Annotated in this window: 11 protein-coding genes; 4 read left to right on the top strand and 7 right to left on the bottom strand. The window is 34.7% G+C overall.

The genetic code is table 11. The annotated features are described in order from the left end of the window. Nucleotides 1-41 precede the first annotated feature (41 nt). The 6 genes from CJF12_RS11890 to recJ all read right to left on the bottom strand — a co-directional run bounded on the left by CJF12_RS11890 (nt 42) and on the right by recJ (nt 6,691). Nucleotides 42-2,297: an outer membrane beta-barrel family protein gene (locus CJF12_RS11890; protein WP_051887283.1), complete on the bottom strand. Its 2,256-nt coding sequence runs from the start codon at nt 2,295-2,297 to the stop codon at nt 42-44. A gap of 371 nt (nt 2,298-2,668) precedes the next feature. Further along, nucleotides 2,669-3,010: a DUF3817 domain-containing protein gene (locus tag CJF12_RS11885; protein ID WP_034684891.1), complete on the bottom strand. Its 342-nt coding sequence runs from the start codon at nt 3,008-3,010 to the stop codon at nt 2,669-2,671. Between the two features lie 85 nt (nt 3,011-3,095). Further along, nucleotides 3,096-3,680 carry a nicotinate (nicotinamide) nucleotide adenylyltransferase gene (nadD, locus tag CJF12_RS11880; protein ID WP_034684894.1) on the bottom strand — a complete coding sequence of 195 codons (585 nt, stop codon included), beginning with the start codon at nt 3,678-3,680 and terminating at the stop codon, nt 3,096-3,098. Nucleotides 3,681-3,821: 141 nt separating this feature from the next. Further along, nucleotides 3,822-4,580, bottom strand: a complete 759-nt coding sequence (locus CJF12_RS11875; protein WP_095591055.1) for an IS5 family transposase — start codon at nt 4,578-4,580, stop codon at nt 3,822-3,824. A gap of 72 nt (nt 4,581-4,652) precedes the next feature. Then, on the bottom strand, nt 4,653-4,931 hold the full coding sequence (locus CJF12_RS11870) for a four helix bundle protein (protein WP_084675658.1): 279 nt from the start codon (nt 4,929-4,931) through the stop codon (nt 4,653-4,655). Nucleotides 4,932-4,978: 47 nt separating this feature from the next. Then, nucleotides 4,979-6,691 carry a single-stranded-DNA-specific exonuclease RecJ gene (gene recJ / locus CJF12_RS11865; RefSeq protein WP_034685528.1) on the bottom strand — a complete coding sequence of 571 codons (1,713 nt, stop codon included), beginning with the start codon at nt 6,689-6,691 and terminating at the stop codon, nt 4,979-4,981. 263 nt (nt 6,692-6,954) lie between these two features. Between recJ and CJF12_RS11860 the strand changes: the two genes are divergently transcribed. Next, the gene (locus tag CJF12_RS11860) at nt 6,955-7,665 is read left to right on the top strand and encodes a ferritin-like domain-containing protein (RefSeq protein ID WP_034685529.1); all 711 of its coding nucleotides are present in this window, start codon (nt 6,955-6,957) and stop codon (nt 7,663-7,665) included. A gap of 26 nt (nt 7,666-7,691) precedes the next feature. Continuing rightward, a complete protein-coding gene (locus tag CJF12_RS11855; protein WP_034685530.1) occupies nt 7,692-8,507 on the top strand; it encodes a ferritin-like domain-containing protein in 816 nt (271 codons plus the stop codon). A gap of 168 nt (nt 8,508-8,675) precedes the next feature. Here CJF12_RS11855 and CJF12_RS11850 read toward each other — a convergent pair whose 3' ends face one another. After that, on the bottom strand, nt 8,676-10,298 hold the full coding sequence (locus CJF12_RS11850) for an ABC-F family ATP-binding cassette domain-containing protein (protein ID WP_034685531.1): 1,623 nt from the start codon (nt 10,296-10,298) through the stop codon (nt 8,676-8,678). 120 nt (nt 10,299-10,418) lie between these two features. Here CJF12_RS11850 and smpB point away from each other — a divergent pair, with 120 nt between their 5' ends. Beyond that, nucleotides 10,419-10,877 (top strand): SsrA-binding protein SmpB, encoded by a 459-nt coding sequence (smpB, locus tag CJF12_RS11845; RefSeq protein ID WP_034685532.1) that lies wholly within the window; start codon nt 10,419-10,421, stop codon nt 10,875-10,877. Nucleotides 10,878-10,954: 77 nt separating this feature from the next. Next, complete coding sequence (locus tag CJF12_RS11840) at nt 10,955-12,451, top strand: OmpA family protein (protein WP_034685533.1); 1,497 nt, start codon at nt 10,955-10,957, stop codon at nt 12,449-12,451. The last annotated feature ends 54 nt before the right edge of the window (nt 12,452-12,505 follow it).

Raw genomic sequence — 12,505 nt, 5'->3', positions numbered from 1 at the left:
GATATTATTGATTTAATAATTCTTAAGTGGGTATGTTTTTATTACGTTCTTGATTTTACAGCATCATTCGCTGATTTCATTTCTCGTGTCTTTTTTAGTTTTTGATTTCCAAAATTATAAGTAACTCCTACACTAAAGATTCTGGGATATCCAAAATTGGTTACATTATTAAAGCTTCCATCAGGCTGAACTCCGTTGATCTGGTTGAAATTCTGATTAAACACATCATAGAGTTCTACTAAGAAGGTCCAGCTACCCATTATCTTTTTTACACTAAGGTCCAAGCTTTGTCTTGTTCCCAGTTCTCCGATTTCCATTTTACTTTTACTTGCATAGAAGTAGTTGATTCCCAGAAACCAGTCTTTTTTAGAAGAAAGGCGAATGCTGTTATTGAACTGTGCCGAAAAATTGAAATTTTTTACATCTACAATATAAGGGGACAGGACTTCTGTTTGTCCGGGAACAGGCATTGAAGTAGGGTCTTCACTAACCTTACCCGAGTACATGGCGTAAGCTAAATTAATAGAGTAGTTGGTTGTCCAGATTTCTTTAAACCATGATTTGTTCATTCCCAAGGTTAATCCCAATTGCTTATTATTACCATAATTCGTTCTTATATATCTCAGAAACTTAGTAGTGGCCATTTGAGGCTTTCCGTCACTGCCTATAATTATATTTCCATTTTTGTCTTTTACAGGCTTTGTCAAAGATCCTTGCAATGGCAGCTGGCTTGATGCATCTTCTACATAATTAAAACTAAGGTTAGCATAGAAAGCATTTTTAAACATATAATTGATCTCCTGATTGTAATACTTTGAGGCCAGTACAAAAGGATTATTCTGAGTATAGTTGTCAGGGGTGAAATAGGTTCTTGCCGGATTAAGCTCCCAGAATCTAGGTCTTCTCACCCTGCTTGAAAAAGTATAAGTGATATTGTTGTCCGGATTAATGGTGTAGTTTAAATTAACAAAAGGGAGCAGGTTGTTATAGTTTCTCTCAAAACTGGTTTTTCCTAAAATTTCACCATTACTTTTGGTCATCTCATAACGTGCTCCTATTTTACCTGATAGTTTCTCATTCAGTTTTCTTTCGTAAGTCAGATAAAGTCCCAGAATGTTTTCCTTATAAATAAAGTGGTTGGTCTGAGCGAAATCATTAATGAATCCATTAGGAGTATAAATTTCTTGTCTGGTATCATTATCAGTTTTGGTATTGTTATAGCTGGCTCCCATTAACCAGGAATTTCCTGATGTGGTCTTTTTGATATAATCAATATTCGCGGCGTAATTGTTGATGATTTGCGGAACCCATTGTTTAAAAGCTCCATATTTATTATTCTCATCAACGATGAAAGGAAACGTTTCATTGATGCTTGATTTATCTCTGTTAAACCATAGGTAAGAAATGTTAGATGTCAACTTGCTTCCCAATGAATCCGTTTTTATCTCATAGTTTAAGTTGAAAGAGTGATTCCTTGTCTGTGCATCCTCATCATTTACTGTTCTGTTTTTCAATACACCATTCTGAATGTTTGTGATATCCAGGATCGAATTGAAACTTTTGTTATATCTCATATTGTAAGTAAAGCCTAAGCTTTGCTTTTTATTGATTTCATAATCGATATTGACACTACCTCCGAAATTTTTATTAGGATCATCATTGAAGCCATAAGACTCATTTCTGAAAGTAGAATCTCCATTTGAAAGTCTGTATTTTTCTCTTTCTGTCCAGCTTCCTGTATTGAAATTGGTATTAACAGCCAGCTTATCTTTTCTGAAATTAAAGGATGCTCCGGCAGAAGGATTATTATAGTAGCTCTGTTCATTTTGCATTTTAAGAGTTCCATTATAACCATTATTTCTGCTTTTCTTCATGACAATGTTGATCACTCCGTCATTGGATTCAACCTGAAATTCACTTCCTGGAACGGTAATCACCTCAATTTTCTGAATATCTTCTGATGGAGTATTCTTCAGCATTTCAATTAATGCTTCCGAATCCATATTCGTTTTTTTGTTATTGATGTAGATAACCACTTCTGATTTCCCCATGATTTTTAAGGTCTTGCCATCAATACTCGAAATCATCGGAGTTTGTTTTAATAAATTGAATGTATTGGTTCCTTTAGCAATTGGAGAAGAAGCCACATCGTAGATGAATCGATCACTTTGTTTTTTAAAGACTTGTTTCTTTAAATTAATTCCCTCTATATTTTTAGTTTTCAAAGTATCTGATTTCTGTTGAGAAAAAGCAAATCCACTGAAAAATAAAGCTGCAAAAAGTATATGAGTTTTCATGATTTTAGTTTCTTAATCTGTTAATAGCTTGTATTTGTTATTATTTAACATAGCAAAGATATATAATAAATTTAGTATTATGCAATACAAAGTACTTAAAATGTTTCTTTCATAATTTTAATTGACTGATTATCAGGTATTAAAATTTTAATTAAAAATTTTCTTATTACTTTGGTTTGCTATTTAATTAGACAACTGGACAGTCTAAGTTGTTACATTGAAACTTAAAATTCTAAAAATTTAACATAAAAATTTAAAATTTTGGAGCCGTATTGAAGTTACTTTTGTAAAAGTTTTGGTTTATTTTGAACACAAGTATGTATATCCTATAAGTAAAATAGGATATAGACTAGTACAAAAAAGAAAGATACTTATTCCCGGTCGAAGCGGGCTAGCTTTTTATCAACCCAGATGGTTGCAAAAGGGAAAAAAGCGGAAAGTAATGCAAAGACAAAATCTTCATCGTCCCATTTAAAGATTTTTCTTACAGGTAAACACAGTAAAAGATAGAGCGTAAAGAAAAGACCATGAATATTTCCAACAACTATAATAAAAATGGTAGGAAGTAAACCTTCATCATCATATCTTTTCCAGATCATTGCTACTCCATAAAGAAGAAAACAGGAAATTGCTTCCGCTACACAGATTTGCTTAAACCATTTAATGATTTTTTCCTGGGGATATTTTGAGAAAAATTTTTCGATGAAGTTCATTTCTTTAGTTGTAAGTTGAGGGTTAAAAGGTAAGAGTCCTTTTTCTAACTTTTAGTTTCTAACCTCTCATTTCTAGTTTGCAAAATTACTTATAAAAACTACTTCCGTCCAAATATTCAAAAACTTCTGGAGGAAGCATCGGTCTCACATTTTTGCCTTCTTTAATCATATTACGAATTTCTGTAGCAGATATTTCGATAACCGGTGCTTTTATCAGAGAAATATTTTCATGTTGTAAATAGTCTGAATCTTTTTTCTCTCCTTCAAAAACTCTTGGATAAACAATGATATGGTAGTTCTTAATCAATGTTTCCGAATTTTTCCATTTATGAAGACTGACTAAATTATCTTCTCCCATTATCAAACTGAAAGAATACTCAGGGTATTTTTCATTAAGATAAGTGAGGGTATCAATGGTATAACTAGGTTTCGGCAGAGAGAATTCAACATTAGAAGCTCTCATATTAGGATAGTTCTTTACAGCGAGCTGTACCATATCCAACCTGTTATGGTCCTTCAGTAGTGATTTTTTATCTTTAAATGGATTTTGAGGGCTTACAACAAACCAAAGCTCATCCATATCCGAATTCTCTAAAATATAATTGGCCAAAATAAGATGTCCAATATGAATTGGATTAAAGGAACCGAAAAATAAACCGATTTTTTTCATAATGAGGGATTAGCAATTAGGCTTTAGGGATTAGGGTTGGTCTGAAGCTTTGTAATAATAGCATTGAGCATTTTTGAAATTTCAGATGTTGTTTTAGCTAAAGTCTCGAATTCGTTAATGCTCAAGTAATTTAGAGTCTGTTTAAATTTTATTCAGTAATAATTTTATGGCGGATAATTTGACCATGTTTTCAGAGGATTCCATTAAGAGTTCATAATTTCTGCATAATCTTCTATCGTTATCAAACCAAGCAAATGTACGCTCTATAATCCATCGTTTATGAATTGGCTCAAACCCTTTTACTTTTTTGTCACTCCGCATTACGATCTGAATGATATAATTAAACTTAATTCTTATTTCCTCAATAATCTCTCCTCTATAACCTCCGTCCGCCAGGATTACCTGAAGCGGAATTAGTAAATATCGCAGTGTTTTGATCAGTAACAATGCAGCCTTACTGTCATGAACATTGGCTACACTTACCATTACGGCTAACAAAAAACCATTTTTGTCTACCACAACGTGTCTCTTGATTCCTTTTATTTTTTTACCTCCGTCAAAGCCATTGAGTGAACGGTTATTTCCCCAACGAACACTTTGACTGTCAATAATTCCTAAACTTGCCTGCGCTTTCTGACCCCTGTTTCGTCGTACTTCCTCTCTCAATTTTGATAATAATAAATCGAAAATCTCCAGATTTGACCATTTTGAATAATAGTAATAAACCAATTGCCATTTGGGAAAATCATGAGGTAAAAGTCTCCATTGACAGCCTGTTTTTACTAAATAACTGATAGCATTCCAAATGACAACCAAATCATATTTTCGTTTTCTGTCATCAAAATCTAATGCTTTTTTTATAAATTGCCACTGAGTTTGGGTTAAGTCTGTTGGATACATTGATGTTTTTTTCTTTTGCAACTCTAAAATGACAATTTTTATGCAACTTTTAACCCTTACTATTTTTTATTATTACTTTTTTAAACAGGCTCTTAGATTTTTAGAAATAATGAGTTGAGTGTCCAGTTCAGCACAGCTTCCTCTTGCTATCTTTAAAAATTGGATATAGTCGGCTTGTGATCTTCTTGAATGGCCTTCAGCAATATTTGATGGAATTGAAATTGAAGAACGTCGGATTTGGTTTGTAAGACCATACATTTCTTCTTTAGGGAAATTTTTGGTATAAGAATATACTTCTGTCACAAGATCAACAGATTTCTGCCAAACAATTAATTCCTTATAGTTTCCCATATTTCCTATTCTCTAGTTTCTAAGCCCTAAATCCTAAGCCCTCATTTCTAATCCCTAAACTTAACATCTTTGATATTCAGATAATGCGTTACATTACCTTTCCAGTGATTCTCCTCTAAAGTAAATACCAAATCGAAATGTTTGTTTCTGAAATCCTCGGAAAACTGTCCAAGCTTAAAACCAACGCATTCAATATTTCTGCCTGTTGATTCCTGTTTGATATAAAACTTAACGTGGTTGTTGTCTTTTCCCATTGTTTTTATATAACCGGAAAGCTTTTGATTTTTTAATGCCAGAATAGGCTTCATATTATGCGGACCGAAAGGAGCAAGTTTCCTGTGAAAATTGATAAACTCTCTATTGATCTCGTCAATTTCGATTTCAGAATCTATTGTGATAGAAGGTTCCTTTTGGTGTTCCTTAATTTTTTCAGCAACGATCTTTTCAAACTTTTCTTTAAAAGCATCAAATTTTTCCTTCTCCATAGAAAGTCCGGCAGCAGCATGATGTCCTCCAAATTTCAGAAAATATTCAGAACAAAGATCCAATGCTTCATGTACATCAAAATCGGAAACGGATCTTGCTGAAGCAACCATTTCCCCGTTATTACCATCTGTAAAAACCAAAGTAGGCTTATAGTAAGTTTCTATAAGTCTTGATGCAACGATTCCAATAACTCCTTTATTCCACTCCGGATGGTAGACGATAGTTGTCAATTTTGTTTCCTGCTGGGATTCGATAATCTGATTTAAGGCAGAAAGGGTAGAGTTCATATCCAGTTCACGTCTCTCATCATTCAGCCCCATTATATCACTGACAATCTGATGTGCATGCTTTAAGTTATCAGAAACCATAAGCTCTACAGCGGCTTTTCCATGGGAAATTCTCCCTGCAGCATTAATTTTGGGCGCAATTTCAAAAACAATATTTGAAATTTCGAAATGAGATAGCTTATCTTCAGGAATTAATAATCTTAATCCTAAATTTCTTGTTTTTCTAAGAGTTTTTAATCCCATTTTGGCTAAAACTCTGTTTTCTCCGGTCATAGAAACAATATCTGCAGCAATAGAAATGGCCAGCAAATCTGTTAATTCAAATAATTCAGCTTCCGGAAGTTTATAGATAGTGTTAAGACCTTGACATAATTTAAAGCCGACTCCACATCCGGAAAGTTCTTTGAACGGATATCTGCAGTCATTTCTTTTAGGATCCAGAACAGCAACAGCATTGGGTATTTCTTCTCCAGGTAAATGGTGGTCGCAAATGATAAAATCAATGTCTAAATCTTTAGCATAATTAATCATATCAATAGCCTTGATTCCACAATCCAGAGCAACAATTAATGAAAAGCCATTCTCTTTGGCGAAATCAATTCCTTCAGTTGAAATTCCATACCCTTCAGAATTTCTGTCCGGAATATAATAATCCAGATATTTTTTTTCGACTATTTTGCTGAGGTAGAGATACATTAATGCAACGGCAGTCGTACCATCTACGTCGTAATCCCCGTATACTAATATTTTTTCTCCATTTTCAATGGCTGTTGCAATTCGCTCTACGGCTTTTTGCATATCCGCCATTAAAAACGGACTGTGAATATCAGTAAGATTAGGTTTGAAAAATTCCCGGGCCTTCTGATAATTGTCAATTCCTCTTAGAACGAGAAGTTTAGATTCAAATGTTCCAAAACCAAGTGACGAACTTAATCTGTCCACAACTTCCTCGTCGGGTTCGGGCTTGTAAATCCATTTTTGACTCATTTCACAAAAATAGGGAAAATATATTTTAAAAAGTAATGATAAAATATTAATATAATCATATAAAACAAAGTATTTGAGAAATGAAAAAAGATAATTGTTCTTAATTTTAAGTTAAATATTTATTGTGTTGGTTTTTAACTGTTTAGTGGTGATTGTAATGAAATTTTAATAAAAATTAATAAAAATTTTGATTTTGTAAAACCAAACGAAATAGATTGTCGTAAATGATATTAAATAACTAAACACTCTAAAAGATTAATATTATGAAAAAGACAATCAATGTTAACAGCCAGGGAGCATCTCTGGATACAGGAAGAAGAAATTTCTTAAAACTCGGCGGCATTGGTCTTGCGATGGCAGGGCTTGCATTGGTCGGGTGTGATGATAATGATGATTTCCAAACAGTGGATAATCAGGTATTTGACTTGGGAACAGGTGATGTAGGCGTTCTTAATTATGCCTATGCTCTGGAACAACTTGAAGCAGATTTCTATACAAAAGTGGTTAATAATTTTTATACAGGCATTTCAAATGCTGAAAAAGAATTATTTACAGATTTATATCATCATGAAGTAATTCATCGTGATTTTTTTAAAGCTGCTATAACTGGTGTGACCTCAAACGTATTACCCAAGCTTGAGTTTCAATACCCGAATGTGAATTTTAGCAACAGAAGCTCTGTTTTAGCAACAGCAAAAGCTTTGGAAGATACCGGTGTTGCTGCTTATAATGCTGCGGGAAAATATATAACCAATCCCGATTATTTAGTTATTGCCGGGAAAATAGTTTCGGTAGAAGCAAGACACGCTTCTGCAATCAGAAATCTGATTAATCCGGGATCGGCAGATTTTTCCGGAGATGATGTGGTTGATGCCAATGGATTGGATGTAGCCAAAGAACCTAAGGATGTGGTGATGGCCGCAGGAGGGTTTATAAAAACTTCATTTACCTGGAAAGAAAGAGGTATCAACTAAATTATTCACTTTTAAAACGTATTATTATGAACATTCTTAAATTATTAGATAAATTTTCTGATGATAAATTTTTTACATCAGAAGCTTCGAGATTAGAAACACTCACCAATATTTCATTGTTGGGGAAAAAAGCAGCGGTTGCCGCTGTACCTTTAGGACTAGGAGTAGCTATGTCAACTCCTGCAAAGGCTGAAACTACAAGGGCTGCGGTTCCGGGAAGCTTTTTAAAAAGTGCTTTGACAGATGCTTTACAATTAGCTCTGACATTGGAATATCTGGAAAGCGAATATTATAGCATCGGACTTGGTAAAGCTGGTCTGATCCCTAATGCAGACCGTACTGTTTTTATGCAGATCTCCAAACACGAGTCTGCCCACGTTAGTTTCTTAAAAAACACATTAACATCATTGGGAGTGACACCTGGGGCAAAACCTAATTTTGACTTTACAGCAAATGGTAATTTTGCGCCTTTTACAGATTATAATCAATTTCTTGTGCTTGCACAAGCCTTTGAAGATACTGGTGTGAGGGCATATAAGGGACAGGCAGGTAATGTGATGTCTAATAAAGTAGTTTTACAGGCTGCCTTACAAATTCACTCGGTAGAAGCACGTCATGCTTCTCAGGTAAGGAGAATGAGAGCCAATAAAGGATGGATCGAGCTGGCAAATGGAGGAAATATGCCGTCTGCTACTGATCCTGTATACAAAGGAGAAGATAATATCAATCAGGCTGGATTTAATACGGCTAACGCATTTGGAGCTGCTGCAGGCTCTGCTGCATATGATGAAATTTTAAGTGGCAGTGATGCAACTGCAATTGCATCTTTGTTTATTGTATAATGTGGTTTTTAAATACTAAGTGTAGGTCCTTTTCTGTGATTTTTCCGGAAAAGGACTTTTTAGTTAAAATGATATCTCGTTGATTTACAACCAGAATAGAGTTGGCGAAAAACAAAAAATCCTCAAAATATTTGAGGATTTTTTGTTAATATGGTATAAGCTCAAAAATTATGAGTACATTTTTTCTCTTAATTCTTTTACCTTTTTGTCTGCAAGATAATCATCGTAGCTCATTTCTCTGTCGATAATTCCTTTAGGAGTCAATTCTATGATTCTGTTACAAACCGTTTGAAGCATTTCGTGGTCATGAGACGCTAATAAAAGATTTCCTTTAAAGTTAGATAAAGAGTTGTTTAATGTGGTGATACTTTCAAGATCTAGGTGGTTAGTCGGTTCATCAAGAAGTAAAACGTTCGCTTTTTGAAGCATCATTCTACTGAACATACATCTCATTTTTTCACCTCCGGAAAGTACTTTACAAGATTTTAGAGCTTCATCTCCTGAGAATAACATTCTTCCTAAGAATCCTCTCATAAACTCTTCATGACGCTCCTCATCATTCTTGGTAAATTGTCTTAGCCAGTCAACCAGATTGATGTCTTCCTGGAAGAAATCAGTGTTATCTAAAGGCATATGAGACTGAGTAGTAGTAACACCCCAGGCAACAGTTCCTTTGTCCGCTTCAACGTTTCCTGCTAAGATTTCAAAAAATTCTGTAATAGCCAAAGAGTTTTTTGAAAGTACAGCAACTTTATCCCCTTTTTTAAGGTTTAAGTCAATATTAGAGAAAAGCAATTCTCCATCCTTCGTTTTTTCAAGACCTTTTACATCTAAAATCTGATCACCAGCCTCTCTTTCCATTTCGAAAATAATTGCCGGGTATCTTCTTGAAGAAGGTTTAATATCATCGATATTCAACTTGTCGATCATTTTCTTTCTTGCAGTTGCCTGCTTAGCTTTTGCAACGTTAGAACTAAACCTTGCAATGAAGTCCTGAAGTTCTTTTTTCTTTTCTTCAGCTTTTTTATTAGCCTGAGCTCTTTGTCTTGTTGCTAATTGAGATGCCTGATACCAGAAAGAGTAATTACCTGTATAAAGGTTAAGTTTCGCATAATCAAGGTCACCAATGTGGGTACAAACGGTATCCAGGAAGTGACGGTCGTGAGAAACAACAATTACTGTGTTTTCATAATCTGCAAGGAAATTTTCTAGCCATGCAATCGTTTCAATGTCCAGGTCATTGGTAGGCTCATCCAGAATCAATACATCAGGATTTCCGAAAAGAGCTTGAGCTAAAAGAACCTTTACCTTGTCCTTGTTCTCAAGTTCGCTCATCATCTGCCAGTGCATATCATCCTTGATCCCTACGTTAGAAAGCATGGTCTGTGCATCAGATTCTGAGTTCCATCCTCCCATCTCATCATAAATAACGCCTAGTTCTCCGGCTTTAATACCGTCTTCATCAGAGAAATCTTCTTTTGCGTATAACGCATCCATTTCCGCCTTTATCTCAAATAACTTTTTGTTACCTCTTAGTACTGTTTCCAGAACATTATATTGATCGTATGCAAAGTGATCCTGCTCTAAAACAGACATTCTTTTTCCAGGCTCTAATGATACACTTCCTGTCGTTGGGTCTTGTTTTCCAGTTAATATTTTAAGGAATGTTGATTTTCCTGCTCCATTAGCTCCGATAATCCCGTAACAATTTCCTTTGGCAAACATGATGTTTACCTCGTCAAAAAGAACTCTTTTCCCGAATTGTAAAGATAAGTTAGATACTGTTAACATATAGTTTTGTAAATTTGGCGCAAAAATACGAAAAGAATTTGGGTATTTTATAATAATGTAATAGTCAAGTTTTTAAATGAAAGGTATTTTTGTATATTTCATTAATGAAATTTTAAAATAATGAAGATCGAGAAAACAGTCAATATATTAAATAGGAGAGCCCGTTTCGAGTATGAAATTATAGAAGAAGTAGAGGCAGGAATGGTTTTAACCGGTACCGAGATAAAATCTTTACGTTCCTCTAAAGCATCTATCGCAGAATCCTTCTGTCAGTTTATTGATGGGGAATTATATATCATTAATATGATGATTGATGAGTATAAATTAGGAACTTTTTACAATCATAAGACAAAAAGGGAACGGAAATTGCTCTTGCACAAAAAAGAATTACAGAAATTCGAGAAAAAGTTAAAAGACGCAGGGAACACTATCATACCTTTAAAGTTATATATCAATGACAAGGGAAAAGCAAAGGTGCTGATAGCGTTGGCTAGAGGGAAAAAGCTTTTTGATAAAAGGGAAGCGATAAAAGATAGAGAAAATAAACGTACCCTGGATAGAATATTAAAGAAAAGTTAAAAATCATTTAAAAAACTTTGTATATAAAGAAAAATTATATTTATTTTGCATTATCAATTATTTAATCATTTAATTCTATGAAAAATCTAAAATTAGGAATTTCAGCATTGGCACTTACGGTTGCTTCTACTGTATTCGCTCAGACTACCAACAATCCGTGGATGATCGGGGTTGGTGCTCACGCGGAGAACCATACAGCTCAGAGAAACAACTTTAGTAATACTTTTGCTGCAAGAAATTTAACGAAGACTTTGTTCAATGTGAACAACTTCTCTATCACTCCTCCTTTATCTAAACTTACTGTTGCTAGAAATATCGGTAAAGGTTTAGTAATTGACTGGCAGACTTCAGTAGGGAATGTTGGTAATAAAAGATTCGAATCAGGAAAAGAATTTTTCCTAATGACTGGTCTTGGTTTCCAAGCTAAGGCGGCGGGTCTTTTATGGAACGAAGAGTCTTGGTTTGACCCATACTTAAGAGTAGGTGCAAACTACCTTAGACACGATTATACAGCTCTTGCTTTCCCAAGAACTGATGTTAATGGTGAAGTTGTTACTAATGGTAGCAACGGTAACGAAAATGGTAAAGCTAACTTCTTTACAGTTTCTACTGGTGCTGGTATTAACTTCTGGGTAACTAAAAACTTCGGTTTAGGAGTTCAAGGAGATTATGTTTCAACTCCAGGTGATAAATCTACAGTTGCTAACTTCTGGCAAGCTTCTGCATCTTTGAACTTTAGATTTGGTAACAGAGATAGAGATAAGGATGGTATCTTAGATAAAGACGATCTTTGTCCTGATACACCAGGTTTACCAGAATTCCAAGGATGTCCTGATACTGACGGTGATGGAGTTCCAGATAAAGACGATCAATGTCCAGACGTAGCAGGACCAGTTGAAAACAACGGTTGTCCTTGGCCAGATACTGACGGTGATGGTGTTATCGATAAAGATGATGCTTGTCCTACAGTAGCAGGTCCAGCTGAAAACAACGGTTGTCCTTGGCCAGACACAGACGGTGACGGTATCTTAGATAAAGATGATGCTTGTCCTACTGTTCCAGGTCTTCCAGAGTACAACGGATGTCCTAAGCCAAAAGACGTAATCGCTAAAGAAGCTACAGGTGCTCTTAAAGATATCTTGTTCAACTTCAACAAAGCTACAATCAGACCTGAATCTAATGGTAAATTAGATCAAGCTGCAACAATCATTAAGCAGTCTAACGACGGTACATTCTTAGTAACTGGTCATACTGATGCTAAAGGTGCTGCTGCTTACAACTTGAAACTTTCAAGAGAAAGAGCTGCTTCTGTAGTTGCTGCCCTTGAAGCTAGAGGAGTTAACGGAAGCCAATTGAAATCAGTAGGTGTTGGTTCTAGAGACGCTAAAGTTTCTGTAAAAGCATCTGATGCTGAAAGAATGGTAGACAGAAAAGTTGAAGTAGAAGCTATCAACGGTGCTGCTTGGGATGCACTTAAAAAATCTGATCTTGAAGTAGTACAGAAGAAAACTGTAATCAAGAAAGGAAAAGCTCCAGCTAAGAGAAAAGCTCCAGCTAAAAAAAGAAGAAAATAATTTAATTTTCTAAATAATTAATACCTCCAAATTTTTTGGAGGTATTTTTTTTTC

The organism is Chryseobacterium piperi, from assembly GCF_002285635.2.
GTDB classification, from domain to species: domain Bacteria; phylum Bacteroidota; class Bacteroidia; order Flavobacteriales; family Weeksellaceae; genus Chryseobacterium; species Chryseobacterium piperi.
Note: the sequence above shows the minus strand (reverse complement) of the source record. Positions and strands in the feature narration are given on the sequence as shown.